This window comes from Bradyrhizobium sp. Ash2021, assembly GCF_031202265.1.
Lineage (GTDB): Bacteria > Pseudomonadota > Alphaproteobacteria > Rhizobiales > Xanthobacteraceae > Bradyrhizobium.
The window spans coordinates 2,710,186-2,728,576 of the sequence record NZ_CP100604.1; the positions used below are offsets into that span (position 1 = coordinate 2,710,186).

Sequence of the window (18,391 nt, forward strand, 5' to 3'; positions counted from 1 at the left end):
GATCGATCAGCTCTTCAAGAGCGCCTTGATCTTCTTGTCGAACTCCTCGAACGAGGTTTCGCCCTTGACCATCTCGCCATTGATGAAGAAGGTCGGCGTCGAATTGACCTTCAGCACCTCATTAGCGAACTTCTGATCGGCAGCGATCTTGTCGAGCAGCGCCTGATCCTTCAGGCAATCTTCCACCGCCTGCTGGGTGAGGCCGGCCTGCTTGCCGATCCGCGTCAGCGTCTCCGTGGTGTTCTTCACAACCCATTCGCTCTGCTGCTTGAACAGCAGGTCGATAACGGCGAAATATTTCGGCGCGTCGTCCTTGGCGATGCAGCGCGCCAGCATCGAACCGGCCGCTGCCTTGATGTCCAGCGGGAATTCGCGGAACACGTAGCGGATTTTGCCGCTGTCGATATATTCCGACTTGATCTTCGGAAAAACCGTCTCGTTGAAATTCGCGCAATGCGGGCAGGTCATCGAGGCGTATTCGGTGATGGTCACCGTGGCGTTGGCCGGGCCAAGGCCCATGTCCGGCAGCGATTGCGGCTTGGCGACGTCGGCGGCGCTTTGCGCCATCGCTTGCGTGATCAGCCGCAGTGGCGAGAACCCGGCGAGAGCGGCAAGCCCGGTCAGCGACAGGGCGGCGGTGAAGGCGCGGCGGGTGATGATCAAGGTCTGCTCCCGGGAATTGGCGCGTTCACGCCTGAAGAGGTCTTAAAAAGAAGCCTTCGCTAGCTTGAAACGATAATTGTGGCAATGGCGGGTTGCGGCAGTCTGTCCGCGCCGCAGCCTCAATTTCGCTTGATCGAGGCGCCCAGCCGCGCCAGTGCGGCGCGCAAGTCCTCGTCCTCGACCGCGGACAGGGTTTCGGCCACCTTCGCCACCGATTTCGGGTCCGGCGCGCGGCGCGGCGGAGGCCGCTCCCGGCGCGACAACGGCGCCTGGCGCAGCGCCAGCCTTCCTACCGCGCTCCAGCCGAAGAAGCGATTGACGCGCTGCAGGATGACGTCCGAGGAGTGCTGGATTTCCAGCGCCATCGGGCCCTCCACCCGCAGCACCAGCGTCGCCGGTTCCTGCGGCTGCCCCTCCACCGGCCGCGGCCACTGCATCTTCAGCGGCTCGGAATGGGCAGCGATCTCGGCTCCGGCGATCGCCGCCCAGCGGGTCACCAGCTCGCGCGCGGCAAAGCCCTGCTTGGCATAGGCATCGGAAAACACGTCGCTGAGCAGGACGGAAAGCGGCTTAGCGCTGATCGGACCGGGTTTTGCCATGGGCGCCTTATAGCACCTCGCGTAGCGTAGACGGAACCATCTCAACCGTCATGGCCGGGCATAGCCGTCCGAAGGACGGCGTCGCTTCCGCTCGCCTATGCCCGGCCATCCACGTCTACCCGCGCGAAGAAGAAAGACGTGGATGCCCGCGACAAGCGCGGGCATGACGTGGAGGGATTTGCGTTCCAACACTAGAGTGCCTTGATGACTTCTTCCGCGGCCACCAAGATCAAACGACGAAAAGCGCCTGAAGCGGCCTCCGGCCGCCCCGTGCTGCTGCTGGAGTGGTACGACCGCCACCGCCGCCGGCTGCCGTGGCGGCCGCCGGCCGGCGAGCGTGCCGATCCCTATCGCGTCTGGCTGTCGGAAATCATGCTGCAGCAGACCGGCGTCAAAACCGTCGGGCCGTATTTCGAGAAATTTCTGGCGCGCTGGCCCGATGTCGAGGCGCTCGGCCGCGCCTCGCTCGACGATGTGCTGCGGATGTGGGCCGGGCTCGGCTATTATTCGCGGGCGCGCAACCTGCATGCCTGCGCGGTCGCAGTGCTGCGCGATCACCGCGGGGTGTTTCCCGATACCGAGCAAGGCCTGCAGGCGCTGCCCGGGATCGGGCCCTACACCGCGTCGGCGATCGCGGCGATCGCCTTCGACCGCCGCACCATGCCGGTCGACGGCAATATCGAGCGGGTGGTGTCGCGGCTGTTCGCGGTCGAGGAGCCGCTGCCGCAGGCAAAGCCGTTCATCCAGCAATTGGCCGCAACTTTGCTTGGCGATGCTCGCGCCGGCGACGAGAAGTCTCGCGCCGGGGATAGCGCGCAGGCGCTGATGGACCTCGGCTCGTCGATCTGCACGCCGAAGAAACCGGCCTGCGCGCTGTGTCCGCTGAACGACGACTGCGCCGCCTGTGTGCGCGGCGATCAGGAGACCTTTCCGCGCAAGGCGCCGAAGAAATCAGGCGCGCTGCGCCGGGGCGCGGCCTTTGTCGTCACGCGCGGCGACGAGCTTTTGGTCCGCACCCGACCCGAAAAGGGGCTGCTCGGCGGCATGACCGAAGTGCCAGGCTCGGACTGGCTTGCCGGACACGACGACAACGCGGCGCTGCAGCAGGCGCCGGTGCACAAGGGCATCACGCGCTGGCACCGCAAGGCGGGCGTCGTCACCCACGTCTTCACGCATTTTCCGCTGGAGCTTGTGGTCTACACCGCAAAGGTCGCCGCACGCACGCGCGCGCCCGCGGGCATGCGCTGGGTGCCGGTTGCGACGCTTGCGGACGAGGCGCTGCCCAATGTCATGCGCAAGGCGATCGCGCACGGGCTCGGCCTCCAGGGCTGACTGCGCGACTGCTGACAGCATGCTGGCAGCAGGCCTGCGCTACGACAGCCGCCAACGGAGGCTCCCCATGATCGCAACCGCGCTCGACCATCTCACTGCGCCGCCATCCTCAAAGCTGCTCGGCTGGCATCTGCTCGATGCGCGGCCCAGGGACGGCTGGGTCCGGATCGGCTTCGACGGCAGACCAGAGTTCTGCAATCCGGCAGGCTTCGTGCAGGGCGGCATTCTCTCCGCGATGCTCGATGACACGATGGGCCCGGCCGTATTCGTCATGACTGACGGAAAGCTCTATACCGCGACCATCACCATGACGGTGAATTTTCTCGCCCCCGCAAAGCCGGGCCCGATCACGGGCGAAGCCAATGTCACCCAACTCGGCAAGACCATCGCCTTCGTCGAGGGACGGCTGATGGCCGAGAATGGCACCGTGCTCGCGACCGCCACGACCAGCGCGCGGCTGGTCGAGTCCGCGAAGGCCATTCGGTAGCGACGCTGGTGGCTGCGACCTGCCAGATGTCTATCGCCTTCATTGCGAGGAGCGCTAGCGACGAAGCAATCCATTCTTTCTTTTCGTGGAGAGATGGATTGCTTCGCGGAGTTTATCATCGGGCGCGCATTCGCGCGACCCGGTGGCTCGCAATGACGTGAAAATCAGCGCGCGTTCGAAATTTGGCTTGGCTGAGGTATGGTGACAATCGGCGGTTTGGCGTTGAGGCCTTCGACCTGAAAACCGGCGACGCGCTTGTAGTTGGCGGCGATGTCTTCCAGTTCTTTCAGCGAGAGCACGTCGGTGACGACATTGTAGCCGTTGGGCGCGCGCTCTTCGACCAACTGCATGACCTGCTCCGGCCCGTTGCGCCGGTTGAGCATGACAAGGTCGGTAGTTGCAGGCCGGCGCTCGGCCTCATAAGCCAACAGCGCGGTATTGGTCGGGCCATGCGCCAGGATTTCGCGGGTGAGGACGCGGGCGTCCAAAATCGCCTGCGATGCGCCGTTTGAGCCGATCGGGTACATCGGGTGCGCGGCGTCGCCCATCAAGGTGACGCGGCCGAACGTCCATTGCGGGATCGGATCGCGGTCGACCAGCGGGTATTCGTAAGCGTGCGGGCAGTTCTCGATCAGGCCGGGCACGTCGAGCCAGTCGAATTTCCAGTTCTCGAACCATGGCAAGAACTCTTCGAGCTTTGCGGTCCGGTTGTAATCCTCGCGCCGCCATTGATAGGTCGGCGGCATATGCCGCTCGGCGACCCAGTTGATCTGATATTTGCCGTTCGCATCGGCCTGCTTCGAGATCGAATAACAGACGAATTTCAGGATCTCGTGGCCGGCCATGATCATGGTGCGGCCGGAAAGGAAAGCGTCGCCGGTGGTGATGCCGCGCCACAGGATGCGCCCGTTCCAGATCGGCGGGCCTTCCAAGGAATAGAGCTTTTCGCGCACCGCCGAGTGGATGCCGTCGGCGGCGATCAACAGCACGCCGTCATAGTGGCCCGCCGGCTTGCCGGTGGCCTTGTCGATGAATTCGGCGCGCACGCCGTCTGCCGTCTCGGTCCAGCTCGACAGATGATGGCTGGTAAGAATGTTCTCTTTGCCCAGTCGTTCGATCGCGGCGTCCAGCAGGATCTGCTGCAGCGTGCCGCGGTGGATCGAGAATTGCGGCCATTTGTAGCCGGCCTCGATGCCGCGCGGCTCGCTCCAGATCGGTTTGCCGTGCTTGGAGAAATAGGCGAGCTCCCTGGTGCGCACGCCTGACGCGTCGAGCCGGTCATGCAGGCCGAGCTCGATCAATTCGCGCACGGCATGCGGCAGCACGTTGATGCCGACACCGAGCGGTTTTAGCTCGGACACGCTCTCGAACACGCGCGCGGGGACGCCGATCTGGTGCAGGCTGAGCGCCAGCGTCAGCCCGCCGATGCCGCCGCCCGCGATTAATACGGTCATGATACGCCCTCGATAGCTGGCATCGTCATGGCATGGGAGCGCGGCTGTGGGCAACCGCGAAAGGCTGATATCGCCCCGGGGATGGACGGCGCGAGGGCGCGCCGTTAACTTGCCGCTTTCTCAACGAGGACTGGCCATGCTCAAGCTCTATTATGCCCCCGGCACCTGCGCGCTTGCTTCGCATATCGCCCTTGCGGAGGCCGGCGCCCCCTACACGACCGTCAAACTCGATTTCAAAGCCAACCAGCAGAACAGCCCGGAATATCTGGCGATCAATCCGAAGGGGCGGGTGCCGTCGCTGGTGACCGATCAGGGGATTTTGACCGAGACGCCGGCGATGCTGGCCTACATCGCCCAGAGTTTTCCGTTAGCGAAACTGGCGCCGCTCGACGACCCGTTCGAGTTCGCGAAAGTGCAGGCCTTCAACAGCTATCTGTGCTCCACCGTGCATGTGGCGCACGCCCATAAAGGGCGCGGCTATCGCTGGGCGACCGACGAAGCTTCCTTCGCCGACATGAAGCGCATGATCCCGAAGAGCGTCGGCGCCAGTTTTGCGCTGATCGAGCGCGACATGCTGAAAGGGCCGTGGGTGATGGGCGAGCAGTACACGATCTGCGATCCCTATCTGTTTACGCTGGCGGGTTGGCTGGAAGGCGACAGCGTCGACCTCTCGACCCTGCCGAAGGTCGCCGACCATCGCAAACGGATGGAGCAGCGGCCCGCGGTGCAGAAGGTGCTCGCCGAGGAAAAGGCCTGACAAAACGTCACGTCGTCCCGGACAAGCGAGCATCGCGAGCGCCGATCCGAGACCCATATGCCGCGGCCTGTCGTTGGAGCGCGTCTGGCAGATGTATTCGTCAACAACGGCCGCGGCGTATGGGTCCCTGCTTTCGCAGGGACGACGACTGCGAGGGCGTTGATTTCTACGCCGCCTTTCGCTTGTCGCGCTCCATCTCGCGGCCGATGCCGAGCATGATGTTGCGCAGCCAGATCGAGCCGGGGTCCATCTGGGCGCGGGTCGGGTAGAACAGGAATTGCTCGTCGATCCCGGGATCGAGCGGCGGCGCGACTGTCGTCAGCGATAATTGCTTCGCCAGCGCGGCGATCAGACGGCGCGGCACGAAGGCGACGAGATCGGTGCGCGCCGCCACGTGCAGCGCTTCGAGATACCCGGGCACCACCAGCGCGATCCGCCGCTCGATGCCCTTGGATCGGAGCCAGCCGTCGATCAGGTCCTCGTTCCGGCCGCGAAGGATGACGGCGACATGCCGCGCCTCGAGAAACGCATCGCGCCGCTTCAGTTTGGCGCCCGAGGGATGTCCGCGCCGCACCGCCAGCGCATCGCTGTCGGTGTAGAGCCGCTGGCGGTGAAATCCGGAGAAGGCGTTGCCGATGCTGATCACCAGATCGATGGTGCGGGCAAACTCCGCGGTGAAGATCGCCGAGCCTCGCCACGGCACCACATCGATGGTTACATTCGGCGCGGCCTTCGTGATCTTCTCCATCAGCGGGGGCATCAAGAGTTCGACCGCGAGGTCCGGCATCATCAGCCGAAACTGCCGATCGCTGCGTGCGGCGTCGAAATCGTCGGGGACGAACAGCGCGCGCACCTGGTCGAGCGCCTGCGCCAGCGGCCCGCGCAAGGCCAGTGCCCGCGGCGTCAGCTCCATCCGCGCGCCGTTACGCACCAGCAGCGGATCGCCGATCAGGTCGCGCAGCCGCTGCAGCGCGTGGCTCGCCGCCGGCTGCGACAGCCCGATCCGCATCGCCGCGCGGCTGACACTGGCTTCCCTGAGCAGCGCGTCGAGCGCGACCAAAAGGTTGAGGTCAAGCGAATTCAAATTCATGAGGTGAATATATATCATATCGACTATCGATTGGAAGAATGGCGGACGGCGCCGCAATGATTGGCGATCAGCCAATCAATGGAGAAGCCGTCATGAGCGCCGCCGACAACAAGAAACTGATGGAGACGATTTTCGCCGGCGTTACGGCCGGCGACCGGACTTTGTACGTCGACAGCCTGGCCGACGACGTCACCATGACCGTCACCGGCCAGTATTCCTGGTCGCAGACGTTTCACGGCAAGGAATCGGTGCTTCGCGACCTCTACGGCTACGTGGCCTCGTTGCTGAAGCAGCGCCGTACCGTTCCGTTTCGGTTCATCGCCGACGATGAATGGGTCGCGGTAGAGGCGCGGGGCGACATGGTGACCAACGCCGGCGAGCGCTACGACAATCATTATTGCCTGATCTACCGGATCGAGAACGGCAAAATTTGCGAAATCCGGGAGTACCTGGACTCGACCCTGTGCGAGCGGGTTTTGGGACCGTTTCCCGTCGCGCGGCAGCAGGGGGCGGGTTGAGACGCTGGAAATTTCCGGTTGCCGCCGGCCAGCACGCTGGTGGTCGTCACGCGTCTCGCGCAGCCGGGTTGGCTGATCGAGGTCGAGGCGGTCGCGGCAATCGACGCGTGAAATGAAAACGGCGCCCGTGAAGGGCGCCGTTGTGCAGTTCCGGCTCGATCAGGCCGCCTTGGCCTTGAGATGGCCGAACATGATATGTCTGGCCTCGTCGTCCATGTCGGTCTTGAAGGTGAACTTGTCCTTCAGCACGATCGCGCGCGCCGCGGCCGGATGGGCCGAGACCTCGTCGAGCAGGCGCTTGACGTTGGGGTATTTTGCAAACACGTCGTCGCCCAGCACGTTCGGCGCCATCCGCGCCCAGCCCCAGAACGCCATGTCGACGATGGTGTAGGTGTCGCCGACCATGTAACGGCTGTTGGCGAGGTGATCGTCCAGGATCTTGTAGTGGCGATGCGCTTCGTACTGGTAGCGGTTATGGGCGTATTCCAGGTCTTTTGGAGCCGCATGCTTGAAATGCACCGCCTGGCCGGAATAGGGGCCGAGGCCGGTGGCGATGAACATCAGCCATGACAGCGTTTGCGCCCGGTTGGCGGGTGTGTTGGGGGCGAGGAATTTGCCGGTCTTTTCGGCGAGGTAGAGCAGGATCGCGTTGCTATCGAATACGAACACGCCGTCATCGTCGATCGCCGGCACCTTGCCGTTCGGATTCACCTTGAGGAATTCCGGCTTGAACTGGTCGCCCTTGCGGGTATCGACCGGCACCAGCTCATAGGGCAGGCCGGACTCTTCCAGAAACAGCGCGACCTTGTTCGGGTTCGGCGCGCCGTTGAAGTAGAATTTGAGCATTGGAAAGCTCCCTTTCGTTGCCGACAAAAATCGGGACGCGGCGGCACTGCCGCGGGCGGCATGTCCATGCGCAAATTCTGGCGAAAAGCGCAAGCGACGAGTTCGTGAGGAGGGCATGCAGTGCTGTCATCGCATCGGGCGCGAGCGCGCGTTTCCGCGCTATAGTCGGGAATACAACAGGCCGCATATGCTCGCGACGATCAGTGCAGCGCCGGCGACCCTCATGGCCGTCGCGGAACGTATCGCCGAATGCAGATTCGACGCGTCGATCGCCGGTTCGGATCGGCGCGCATAGCCCTCGACGATAATGTGCTGATTGAAATCGCTGTGGGCGTCCAACGCATCGGATAAACCGGCGCAGATCAGCAGGATGCCGAGCAGGCCGAGACCGGCAAATCCCAACAAGGCCAGGATCAGCATTGGAAACAGGCCGACCAGAAAGATCGGCAGCAACGGTAGCAGCAGTAGCGCTTCAGATTGCCTTCGCATCGCGGATCGCTCGACGCAATCAATGGCCCGCGTAGAGTTTAGTCCCCGTCTGCCTGGATTCAAGACGAATTGGCGTGATCGGCCGATGGATTTCAGCTCGCCGCCATCTCGGAGCGGATTTCGGCGCGCAACTCGTCGATCAGGCGCAGGCCCTTTTTGGTCTCGACGTGCCAGAAGGTCCAGCCGTTGCAGGCGGGCGAGCCTTGCGCCACCGCGCCGATGCGGTGGATCGAGCCGACCTTGTCGCCGAGCATGATGGCGCCGTCGGCACGCACCAAAGCGCCGTGGCGCTTCTTGGAATCGACGAGTTTGGTACCGGGCAGGATCATGCCGCGTTCGATCAGTTCGGAGAATGCGACCCGCGGCGCCTCGCGCGCGGTCATGAAGGGCGCCAATGAGGCTTCCGGCAGCGGCTCGATCGCGGCAATGCGTTCTTCTGCCGCGGCGGCGTAGGTCTTGTCGCGCTCGAAGCCGATGTAGCGGCGGCCGAGGCGTTTTGCCACAGCACCCGTCGTGCCGGTGCCGTTGAAGGGATCGATCACGAGATCGCCGGGCTTTGAGGACGACAGCAGCACGCGCGCCAGCAGGCCCTCCGGCTTCTGGGTCGGATGCACTTTCTTGCCGTCGGAACCCTTAAGGCGCTCTTCGCCGGTGCAAAGCGGAATCAGCCAGTCGGAGCGCGCCTGCACGTCCTCGTTCGCCGCCTTCAGCGCTTCGTAATTAAAGGTATAGCCTTTGGCCTTTTCGTCGCGCGCCGCCCAGATCATGGTCTCGTGGGCGTTGGTGAAGCGGCGGCCGCGGAAATTCGGCATCGGATTGGTCTTGCGCCAGACGATGTCGTTGAGGACCCAGAAGCCTAAGTCCTGCATGATCGCGCCGACGCGGAAAATGTTGTGGTAGGAGCCGATCACCCACAGCGTCGCTGACGGCTTCATGATGCGGCGGCAGGCGAGCAGCCAGGCGCGGGTGAAATCGTCGTACGCCGCAAACGATGCGAACTTGTCCCAGTCGTTGTTGACGGCATCGACGTGGGATTCGTCGGGGCGCTTCAGGTCGCCCTTCAGCTGCAAATTATACGGGGGATCTGCGAAGACCAGATCGACGGAGCCCGCCGGAAGCTTCGACATCTCGGCGACGCAATCGCCGACGACGATACGAGCGCTGGACTCGGACTCGAATTTAGTGCGGGGCGCCCTTGCAGACGCCCCGCGACGCGACACAACCATGACTCAATTACTCTGACTCAGGCGACGCTGCCGGCGACGCGGGACTAAACAACCGACTGGCGATACATTGACCGGGCAAAGTAAAAATCGACTTAACCGGAATTGTCGCCGGAAGAGATTGCTGAGGAAGATTCGCCGGTTCTGCGCACTAGGCAATAATTGCCGGGCGGGTTATTGATTAATGGATCGGAAATTTTAGGTTTGTGCCGCGTTGCGTATCTAAGAGCCACCAGCCGGGAATGAGGAATAACCGCCATGCGTTACGATGATTTCCGCCGCAGCGACGACATCGAGGACCGTCGCGACGACAGCGGCGGCGGTGGCGGAGGTGGCTTCGGTCTTCCGATGGGCGGTGGCGGCGGGCTCGGCATCGGTACCATCATCGTGCTCGGCCTGGTCGGCTACGCCTTCGGCATCGATCCGCGCATCCTGATCGGCGGCGCGGAAATTCTCACCGGCGGCGGTGGCCAGGCGCCGACCATTCAGACCGAGCGCAGGTCTGGGACGACCAAGACCGGCGCGCCGAAAGACGAGATGGGCAGCATGATCTCCGGCATCCTCGGCGAGATCGACGATCGCTGGAGCGAGATTTTCCGGGCCAGCGGACAATCCTATATCGGTCCAAAAATCGTGTTGTTCCGCAATTCCACCAATGGCGGGCGCTGCGGCATGGCGCAATCGGCGATGGGGCCGTTCTACTGTCCGCCGGACAAGCAGATATTCCTCGACACCGGTTTCTTCCGTGAGGTCGAGACCCGGTTTCGCGGCTGCTCGGGCAACGCCTGCAAGTTCACCGCGGCCTATATCATCGCCCATGAGGCCGGCCACCATATCCAGAACCTGCTCGGCATCCTGCCGCGCGTGACGCGGCTGCAGCAGCAGGCCGGCAGCAAGGCCGAAGCCAACGCGCTGCAGGTCAAGGTCGAGCTGCAGGCGGATTGCCTGTCCGGCGTCTGGGTCAATCGCGAGGAGAAGAAGCGGCCGGGCTTCCTCGAAGCCGGCGACATCGACGCCGCGCTGACGACGGCATCCGCGATCGGCGACGACACGCTGCAGCGGCAGGCCACGGGGCGGGTGGTGCCCGATTCCTTCACCCACGGCTCCGCCGCGCAGCGCAAGCAATGGTTCATGACCGGCTATCAGCAGGGAACGGTGCAGGCCTGCAATACATTCGGTTCGGGGGCGTTGTAGCCGTTAGGTGATGGTAGCATCATCCTGAGGTGCGAGCTCTTCGCGAGCCTCGAAGGATGACGAGCCCCCGGCCCATCCTTCGAGGCGCGCTGCGCGCGCACCTCAGGATGACGTCAGAGTGTGTGGCGAAGAGGTGTCGTGCAATGTCCATCGATGAAACCAAGCAATTCGTGCCGCTCAACATCGCGGTGCTGACGATTTCCGACACCCGCTCGCTCGCCGATGACAAGTCCGGCGCGACGCTGGCGGACCGGCTTGTTGCCGCCGGTCACCATCTCGCGGCGCGCGAGATCGTCGTCGACGACGTCGATGCGATCCGCAACCTCGTCAAGCGGTGGATCGTCGATCCGGGTATCGATGCCATCATCACCACCGGCGGCACCGGCTTTACCGGCCGCGACGTCACGCCGGAGGCGATCGAGCCGCTGTTCGAAAAGCGGATGGATGGATTTTCGATCGCCTTCCATATGCTGAGCCACGCCAAGATCGGTACCTCGACGATCCAGAGCAGGGCTACCGCCGGCGTTGCCGGCGCGACCTTCATCTTCTGCCTGCCGGGTTCGCCGGGCGCCTGCCGCGACGGCTGGGACGGCATCCTGGCCGCCCAACTCGATTACCGCACGCGGCCCTGCAATTTCGTCGAGATCATGCCGCGGCTGGACGAGCATCTGCGGCGGCCGAAGGCGCAGGGCGCGTCGGCGTAGTCTCTCCATTCGTCATTCCGGGGCGTCCGAAGGACGAGCCCGGAATCCATAACCATGATCGTGAGTATGGATTCCGGGTCTGCGCCAAGAGGCGCATCCCGGAATGACGAAGCAACAAATTTCAGATCAGTTGCCGTCAACGCCACCCGATGATCCGCATCAGTGACGCCCACAACGCGCTGCCCGTCTTCCGGATGGCTTCGGCGCGTAACCGATGCGCTCGCCGTTTATAAAATGCCATGAGCTCCGGCGTGATGCGCCGCGGTGCGAAGGCTTCTCGTTTTGACGCGTTTTCTTCACGCGAACCGGTGGCCACTTCGCTCGAAAACGCTATGCATTACAATTCGCGCTCCCAGGTCTCGCCGATCAGGCTTTGGCCAAAGCTGCGATGCGGCTCGGTGGCGACCAGCACGAATCCGGCGTCCTGATAAATCCTGCGGGCGGCGACCAGAATGCTCTGGGTCCACAGCGTGATCTTGCGATAGCCGCAGGCCTTCGCAAAGCCGATGCATTCGGCGACCAGCCGCTGGCCCAGCCCCTGTCCGCGGCCGGCCGGATCGACCAGCAGCAACCGCAGTTTTGCGACATCGTCGCTATGCCGGACCAGGAACACCGAGCCGACCTGGACGCCATCGATGTCGGCGATCCAGCAGCGCTCCCGGGAGGCGTCGAACGAGGCGAGGAACTTTGCCGCGATCTCCGCGACCAGGCCCTCGAACGATGAATCAAAACCGTATTCGCTGGCATAGAGCGCACCGTGGCTCTGCACCACCCATCCCATGTCTCCCGGGCGGGGCTCGCGCAGGATCGCGGGCGGAAATGGCGCCTGTGAATCGCCGAGCAGACGTTCGATTGTCCCCATCGCGCCGGTCAGCCGCGCGCCAGCGCCGCGCGGCAACGCGGCCAGCATCGCGCCGACCTCGTCGTGCGAACTGCGATCGAGCTTCGCAAAAGCCTGGCGTCCCCTGGCCGTCAAAGCGAGCCGGTACTGCCGGCGGTCCGAGGCCAGCGGCTTGCGGGTGATCAACCCGCTATCATCGAAATTCTGGACGATCCGGCTGAGATAGCCGGCATCGAGGCCGAGTTCGGCTCCGATCTCCTTGGCGGACAAATCATCCCGGTGCGCGAGTTCGTACAGCACCCGCGCCTCGCTCAGCGAGAACGGACTTTTCATCAGATGCTGGTCGAGCACGCCGAGCTTGCGGGTGTAGAAGCGATTGAAAGCGCGTACCGCCGCGATCTGGTCGTCGGAATCCTGTGGAGCCGAATCTTGTAGAGTCATGGCGCGCCTCGATACTTGCCATTGTCAAATAATTATTTGACTTTGGCAAGTATATTTTGGCGGCGCTGTCGGGCTCTGATTGGAGCGGAATCCGGTTTCAATATTTGTTGGGGGCCAGCCCGCCTAGGCGACCACGATGCGGCTGCGCAGCATCGTGCGGGAGCGGCGGCCGAGCTGCCGAAGCAGGCGGGCTTCGGAACGGCGGGCATCCGGCCGGTAACCGCCGAGCCGGTCGTAATGATCGCGGGCGATCAAGAGCCCCTGTTCGGCCGACGGACCCGCAATCATGCGGGCCACGAATTTGAGGCCGTCGCGCAGCCCCGTGTCGGCATAGGGCGAGCGGGCATAGCGAAAAATCCCGGCGCGGGGCCGGCCGCTGTTCGCGACGCCCTGGATGAATTGCGTGGTCTCCTCGATCCAGCCGGAGTCGAGCACGGCGCCGGCGTGCAGGAACATCAGCCAGGGTGAGCGCGCCTGACGTGCGCCCGCCGCCAGTGCCGCGGCGCGCGTTCCCTCGAATGGCAGAAAGCGGCAGCCGGCGACGTCGGCGACCCGTTCGATCACGCCGGTACCGGCGCGGTCGACCAGCACCACCTCGCGCACCAGGCCGGCCGCTGCGCCCGGCACCAAGGCCGCCAGCGTCGCGACGGCAGGCTGTTCGACCCCGTCGGTCGGAATAATCACGCTCAGCATTGAGGCTTCGATGGCTCAAACAGTGAAAAACGCTGCACTGTTAGCATCTTGTCACAATCAAAACAGCCGTCCGGCTGCAGTTTTTTGCGTCGAGCGGCGACGGCTGCTCCAATCCAGTTTTTGTTTTCACGTTGTGGATTGTCGTCATCGTTGTTCTTGATTTGTTCTCAAGGCGTGCTATGTACTGACCCATGAGCCGAGCATCCTCTCATGCCCTCAAGCACCCGCCGGTCACGGCGCCCTCCGAACCGGCGGGTGCGACTCCTTTTCCGGAACGCGCCGTTGCGATCGACCGCGAACGGCGGCGCGGCCGCGGCGCACAGTCCAACGACAGCGGCCGCTTCGAGGCTGAGGCCCGGGTCGCCTTCGACGACGGCTGGCAGAGCCTGGACGAGCTGCCGCCGTTCAAGACCACGGTTTCGATCGATACCTCGCGCAAGGTGATCGCCCGCAACGACTCGCCCGACATCGGCTTCGACCGCTCGATCAATCCCTATCGGGGCTGCGAGCATGGCTGCGTCTACTGCTTCGCGCGGCCGACCCACGCCTATCTCGGCCTGTCGCCGGGGCTGGATTTCGAATCGAAACTGCTCGCCAAGCCGGACGCGCCGGAGTTGCTGGAGAAGGAACTGGCGGCGCCGGGTTACGAACCGCGCATGATCGCGATCGGCACCAACACCGATCCGTATCAGCCGATCGAGCGCGAATACAAGATCATGCGCGGCATTCTCGAAGTGCTGGAACGCGCCGGCCATCCCGTCGGCATCGTGACCAAATCGGCGCTGGTAACGCGCGACATCGACATTCTCGCAAGGATGGCCAAACGCAATCTGGTCAAGGTCGCGCTGTCGGTGACGACGCTCGATCCGAAACTCGCGCGCACCATGGAGCCGCGGGCCTCGACGCCGCCAAAACGGCTGGAGGCGATCCGGCAACTGGCGGAGGCCGGCATTCCGGCAACCGTGATGGTAGCACCTGTCATCCCCGCGCTGAACGATGCCGAAATCGAGCGCATTCTCGATGCGGCGGCGCATGCCGGCGCCAGGGAAGCGAGCTACGTGCTGCTGCGGCTGCCGCTGGAAGTGCGCGACCTGTTCCGCGAATGGCTGATGGCGAATTATCCCGACCGTTATCGCCACGTCTTCACCCTGATCCGCGACATGCGCGGCGGGCGCGACTACGACTCGCAATGGGGCACGCGGATGAAGGGCACCGGCCCGATGGCCTGGATGATCGGCCGCCGGTTCGAAATCGCCTGCGAAAAGCTTGGCCTCAACAAGCGGCGCTCGAAGCTGACGACGGATCATTTTGCGAGGCCCAAGCGCAGCGGGCAGCAACTGAGTTTGTTTTAATAGTCGTCATTGCGAGCGCAAGCGAAGCAATCCATGCGACCGCGCAAAGAAAGAATGGATTGCTTCGTCCGCGGAGCCTGTCATCGGGCGCGCATTCGCGCGATCCGTTGGCTCCTCGCAATGACGGATGAGGAAACTGTATGAGTAAAAAACTGCCCGCGCCGGTCCCGCGTCTCACCGTCATCACGCTCGGCGTCAGCAATATGCGCGCCAGCATCGCCTTTTATGAAGCACTCGGCTTTGCGCGAAGATTTCGCGCCACCGGCGAAGCGGTTGCATTCTTCGACACCGGCGGCACCGTGCTCGGACTTTTTCCGTGGGATCTGCTCGCGCAGGACGTCACGCTTCCCGATAAGCCGAAGCCGCAAGCCTTTCGCGGAACGACGCTTGCCTGGAACTGCGGTTCGACCGAGGAAGTCGATGCGGTGCTGGATTTCGCGGTCTCCAAAGGCGCGTCGCTGTTGAAGCCGGCGCATACGACCGATTACGGCGGTTATTCCGGATATTTTGGCGATCCTGACAATCATCCCTGGGAAGTCGTGGTCGCGCCCGGCATTGAAGTCGGCGATGACCGGCGGGTTCGCCTGCCGGACTGAAACAGCGCGACCGGCGGCCTGGGGTGACCTTCTCGCTTTGGGCAAAGTGCAGTATTGCTGCCCTATGAGCGACCAATCCGCGCCAGCGCCGAAACAACAACCGATCGTCATTCTGACGACCGCGCGCCTCGTCCTGCGCACGGCAACAGAGCAGGACATCCCGGTCATGCGGGAGCGGGTGCTCGGCGACCCCGACGTCATGCGTTACGTGTTCCAGGGCGGAGCGATGACGGAGCAAAGAGCCGAAGAGGTGATGCGGAAGCATTTCACGTTCGGCGACAGTCTCACAGGGATTGCGATCCTGACGGAAAAACCCGACGACGATGTCATCGGCTTTGCCGGCTTGTTCCCTTGCAAGGCCCTGGGGGCCGATGACCTCGAGATCGGTTTCGTGCTGGCGCGCCGGGCCTGGGGCCGGGGGATCGCCACCGAGATCGGCGAGGCGCAACTCGCTTTTGGATTCGAGCAGCTCAACTGTTCCCGATTGCTCGGGTTGGTCGATCCACGAAACGGTCCGTCGATCCATGCCATTGAAAAGCTTGGACTGCGGTATTTGAAGGACGTGGCGGAACCCAGGCGCGCCAACCGCAGCGTTTTCTGCATCGAGAACGAACAGTGGCGCGCCCGGGCGCGTGAACAACGGGCATAGTTCGATTTTTTCGTTGTGCCACGGCCGCCGCTTGCGCACGATCCCGGCATGATTCGGGACAAATCCACGAAGCAGCCGGCCAGCCTGCCGAAAGGCGTGATCGCGGTTTCGCCGCCGAGCTTTCGCCGCGAGCGCACGCTGATCAAGCGCGGGGTCTGGCCGGTGGCCGGTTGCGACGAGGCCGGGCGCGGTCCGCTGGCAGGTCCGGTGGTCGCTGCGGCCGTCGTGCTCGACCCCAGGCGAATACCCAAGGGCATCGACGATTCCAAGCGGCTGACCGCCGAACGCCGCGAGGAATTGTTCGAGGAAATTTGCGCGACCGCGTCGTTTGCGGTCGCCTTTGCCTCACCGGCGCGAATCGATCGCGACAATATCCTGCGCGCCTCGCTGTGGGCGCTGGCACGTGCCGTCCAGGCGCTGCCCGAGACGCCGCAACATGTCTTCGTCGACGGCCGCGACCGCATCGATACGGCCTGCGATTGCGACGCCGTGATCGGCGGCGACGGGATCGTGATGTCGATCGCCGCCGCCTCGATCATCGCCAAGGTGACGCGCGACCGCCTGATGTGCGCGCTGGCGCTGGATTGCCCGGGCTACGGTTTCGAAACCCACAAGGGCTATGCGGTGCCGGAACATCGCGAGGCCCTCGACCAGCTGGGACCGAGCGTCCATCACCGCCGCTTCTTCGCCCCCGTCATCGCGGCGCGGGAAAAGCATCAGCCGGCCACCGTCAAACCTGACCTGTTCACGGTCGAAACGCCGATCACGCCTGAGGTTTCGGCCGTTATCTAACGCCAGTTGCTTCCGCCACCCGCGGCCTTTATCACACGTGCGGATCGGAAAAGGCCGGCTTGAACGCTTGGCCTGCACGTTTGCTTGTGCATTTACTTGGGCATTTCGGACGTTTCATGCGCTTCACCTCCCTGGTTGTCGAACTGATCCGCGCCCGGCCGCGGCTGGTGGTCTGGCTTGTCGTGCTGTTTCAGGCCGGGCTTTGGCTGTTCCTGCCGTTGCTGCTCTATCGCAGCCCGCCCGGCGACCTTGCGATGGTGCTGGCCTTCGGCCGCGAATATCAGGTCGGCACTGATTTGGGCCCGCCACTGGCGTTCTGGCTCGCCGATATCGCGTTCCGTGCCGCCGGCAATCACATGTTCGGCGTCTATCTGCTGGCGCAGCTGTGCACGATTGCGACCTTCCTGACCTTATACCAGCTCGGCCGCGCCATTGTCGGCGGCCAGCAGGCGGTGCTCGCGGTGCTATTGACCATGACGGTGGTGGTCTTCAGCTCGCCCGGCGTTGAATTCGGTCCACTGGTGCTGGCGCGCCCGCTCTGGGCGATGCTGCTTTTGCATTCATGGCGGCTGATGGGCCAGAAACGGCACAACGCCTGGTTTGCATGGTCGATCGAGGCCGGCCTGTTGCTGCTGACGACACCGGCAGCGATCGGGCTGTTGCTGCTCGTCCTCGGATTCGCGCTCGCCACCCCGCGCGGGCGGCGCACGCTGATGTCGCTCGATCCGCTGTATTCGTTGCTGGTGATCGTCGTATTGGTGCTGCCCTATCTGATCTGGCTGTTCCGGTCGGATTTTCTGGTCATGCCGCCGTTACCCGCGATCTACGATCTCAGCGGAAGGGCGCTGCATTGGGGCAGCCTGCTCGGCGGCCTGGTGCTGGCGATGTCCGGCATCGTGCTGCTCGTGATCCTCAATTCGGGCTGGTTCGCCCGCAATGCGGAGGAAACGCCGATCATCTATCGGCCGCCGGTCGATCCGTTGTCGCGCCAGTTCGTCTATTTCTTTGCGATTGCCCCGGCGTTGCTCGGAAGCCTGATCGCCGGCCTGTTCAATCTGGACCACGTGGTGGGCGGCGCAGGCGTGGCGCTCCTGATGGCGGGACTGGCCGTGGTCGTTGCGACCGGCGATCTGATCCATTTGCGGCGCCAGCGCCTGTTGCGTTCGGTCTGGGCGGCGGCGCTGGCCGCGCCGGCCTTGGTGGCGATCGCAGCGACGCTGTTCCTGCCCTGGACCGGCACTGCCGACGTGCCGACCTCGCTGCCGGCGAATGCGATCGCGCATTTCTTCGGCGACAGTTTTGAGCGGCGCACCAACCAGCGGCTGCGCGCGGTGACGGGCGATCCGCAGCTTGCCGCCCTGGTCGCGATGGACAAGGGCCGCCCACATCTGCTGCTCGATGCCGCGCCGGAACGGACGCCGTGGCTTAACGTGACGAAGTTCAATGAAACCGGCGGCGTCCTGGTCTGGCGTGCTTCCGACACCTCAGGCACGCCGCCCGCCGATATCGCGCAACGGTTTCCCGGCCTGGTGCCGGAAGTGCCGCGCGCCTTCGAATGGATGGTGAATGGCCGGCAACCGCTGCTGCGGATCGGTTGGGCCATCGTGCGGCCGAAGACGCCGTAGTTCCTCGTGGTGAGGAGGCGCGCCAGCGCCGTCTCGAACCATGAGG

At 63.9% G+C, this 18,391-nt stretch carries 21 protein-coding genes; 11 read left to right on the forward strand and 10 right to left on the reverse strand.

The annotated features are described in order from the left end of the window. Positions 1–6: 6 nt before the first annotated feature. Positions 7–663: a DsbA family protein gene (locus NL528_RS13070; protein ID WP_074279737.1), complete on the reverse strand. Its 657-nt coding sequence runs from the start codon at positions 661–663 to the stop codon at positions 7–9. A gap of 119 nt (positions 664–782) precedes the next feature. Next, the gene (locus NL528_RS13075; protein ID WP_309183065.1) at positions 783–1,262 is read right to left on the reverse strand and encodes a DciA family protein; all 480 of its coding nucleotides are present in this window, start codon (positions 1,260–1,262) and stop codon (positions 783–785) included. A 204-nt stretch (positions 1,263–1,466) separates the two neighbouring features. Here NL528_RS13075 and mutY point away from each other — a divergent pair, with 204 nt between their 5' ends. Next, positions 1,467–2,594, forward strand: a complete 1,128-nt coding sequence (gene mutY, locus NL528_RS13080) for an A/G-specific adenine glycosylase (RefSeq protein ID WP_309183066.1) — start codon at positions 1,467–1,469, stop codon at positions 2,592–2,594. A gap of 67 nt (positions 2,595–2,661) precedes the next feature. Then, entirely contained in the window at positions 2,662–3,081 is a 420-nt protein-coding gene (locus NL528_RS13085; protein ID WP_309183067.1) for a PaaI family thioesterase, read from the forward strand. A 164-nt stretch (positions 3,082–3,245) separates the two neighbouring features. Here the strand turns inward: NL528_RS13085 and NL528_RS13090 are convergent, their stop codons facing one another. Further along, a complete protein-coding gene (locus tag NL528_RS13090) occupies positions 3,246–4,535 on the reverse strand; it encodes a flavin-dependent oxidoreductase (RefSeq protein WP_309183068.1) in 1,290 nt (429 codons plus the stop codon). Between the two features lie 136 nt (positions 4,536–4,671). Between NL528_RS13090 and NL528_RS13095 the strand changes: the two genes are divergently transcribed. Further along, positions 4,672–5,292: a glutathione S-transferase N-terminal domain-containing protein gene (locus tag NL528_RS13095; protein WP_309183069.1), complete on the forward strand. Its 621-nt coding sequence runs from the start codon at positions 4,672–4,674 to the stop codon at positions 5,290–5,292. Positions 5,293–5,458: 166 nt separating this feature from the next. Here the strand turns inward: NL528_RS13095 and NL528_RS13100 are convergent, their stop codons facing one another. After that, positions 5,459–6,382, reverse strand: coding sequence for a LysR family transcriptional regulator (locus tag NL528_RS13100; RefSeq protein ID WP_309183070.1), 924 nt, complete (start codon positions 6,380–6,382; stop codon positions 5,459–5,461). 92 nt (positions 6,383–6,474) lie between these two features. Here NL528_RS13100 and NL528_RS13105 point away from each other — a divergent pair, with 92 nt between their 5' ends. Next, a complete protein-coding gene (locus NL528_RS13105) occupies positions 6,475–6,900 on the forward strand; it encodes a nuclear transport factor 2 family protein (RefSeq protein WP_309183071.1) in 426 nt (141 codons plus the stop codon). Positions 6,901–7,059: 159 nt separating this feature from the next. Here the strand turns inward: NL528_RS13105 and NL528_RS13110 are convergent, their stop codons facing one another. The 3 genes from NL528_RS13110 to NL528_RS13120 all read right to left on the reverse strand — a co-directional run bounded on the left by NL528_RS13110 (position 7,060) and on the right by NL528_RS13120 (position 9,461). Beyond that, complete coding sequence (locus NL528_RS13110; RefSeq protein WP_309183072.1) at positions 7,060–7,746, reverse strand: glutathione S-transferase N-terminal domain-containing protein; 687 nt, start codon at positions 7,744–7,746, stop codon at positions 7,060–7,062. A 159-nt stretch (positions 7,747–7,905) separates the two neighbouring features. After that, on the reverse strand, positions 7,906–8,235 hold the full coding sequence (locus NL528_RS13115; protein WP_309183073.1) for a hypothetical protein: 330 nt from the start codon (positions 8,233–8,235) through the stop codon (positions 7,906–7,908). 92 nt (positions 8,236–8,327) lie between these two features. Further along, complete coding sequence (locus NL528_RS13120) at positions 8,328–9,461, reverse strand: site-specific DNA-methyltransferase (RefSeq protein WP_309183074.1); 1,134 nt, start codon at positions 9,459–9,461, stop codon at positions 8,328–8,330. A 255-nt stretch (positions 9,462–9,716) separates the two neighbouring features. On the opposite strand from NL528_RS13120, the gene NL528_RS13125 reads away from it, so the two are divergent. Beyond that, complete coding sequence (locus NL528_RS13125; RefSeq protein WP_309183075.1) at positions 9,717–10,652, forward strand: neutral zinc metallopeptidase; 936 nt, start codon at positions 9,717–9,719, stop codon at positions 10,650–10,652. 143 nt (positions 10,653–10,795) lie between these two features. Further along, entirely contained in the window at positions 10,796–11,356 is a 561-nt protein-coding gene (gene moaB, locus NL528_RS13130; RefSeq protein ID WP_309183076.1) for a molybdenum cofactor biosynthesis protein B, read from the forward strand. Positions 11,357–11,492: 136 nt separating this feature from the next. Here moaB and NL528_RS47075 read toward each other — a convergent pair whose 3' ends face one another. From NL528_RS47075 to NL528_RS13140, 3 genes are all read right to left on the reverse strand, one after another. Continuing rightward, positions 11,493–11,597 carry an RSP_7527 family protein gene (locus NL528_RS47075; protein ID WP_375144054.1) on the reverse strand — a complete coding sequence of 35 codons (105 nt, stop codon included), beginning with the start codon at positions 11,595–11,597 and terminating at the stop codon, positions 11,493–11,495. Between the two features lie 96 nt (positions 11,598–11,693). Next, complete coding sequence (locus NL528_RS13135; RefSeq protein ID WP_309183077.1) at positions 11,694–12,638, reverse strand: helix-turn-helix domain-containing GNAT family N-acetyltransferase; 945 nt, start codon at positions 12,636–12,638, stop codon at positions 11,694–11,696. Between the two features lie 123 nt (positions 12,639–12,761). Further along, positions 12,762–13,331, reverse strand: a complete 570-nt coding sequence (locus NL528_RS13140; protein ID WP_309183078.1) for a glycosyl transferase — start codon at positions 13,329–13,331, stop codon at positions 12,762–12,764. Positions 13,332–13,522: 191 nt separating this feature from the next. Between NL528_RS13140 and NL528_RS13145 the strand changes: the two genes are divergently transcribed. The 5 genes from NL528_RS13145 (at position 13,523) to NL528_RS13165 (ending at position 18,345) form a co-directional block, all read left to right on the forward strand. Further along, entirely contained in the window at positions 13,523–14,683 is a 1,161-nt protein-coding gene (locus NL528_RS13145; protein ID WP_309183079.1) for a PA0069 family radical SAM protein, read from the forward strand. Positions 14,684–14,823: 140 nt separating this feature from the next. Then, positions 14,824–15,279 (forward strand): VOC family protein, encoded by a 456-nt coding sequence (locus tag NL528_RS13150; RefSeq protein WP_309183080.1) that lies wholly within the window; start codon positions 14,824–14,826, stop codon positions 15,277–15,279. Beyond that, positions 15,251–15,928, forward strand: a complete 678-nt coding sequence (locus tag NL528_RS13155; RefSeq protein ID WP_309183081.1) for a GNAT family N-acetyltransferase — start codon at positions 15,251–15,253, stop codon at positions 15,926–15,928. The genes NL528_RS13150 and NL528_RS13155 overlap by 29 nt, the downstream gene beginning before the upstream one ends. 48 nt (positions 15,929–15,976) lie before the next feature. Next, positions 15,977–16,720 (forward strand): ribonuclease HII, encoded by a 744-nt coding sequence (locus tag NL528_RS13160; protein ID WP_309183082.1) that lies wholly within the window; start codon positions 15,977–15,979, stop codon positions 16,718–16,720. Positions 16,721–16,836: 116 nt separating this feature from the next. Then, positions 16,837–18,345, forward strand: coding sequence for a glycosyltransferase family 39 protein (locus NL528_RS13165; protein ID WP_309183083.1), 1,509 nt, complete (start codon positions 16,837–16,839; stop codon positions 18,343–18,345). Positions 18,346–18,391 lie beyond the last annotated feature (46 nt).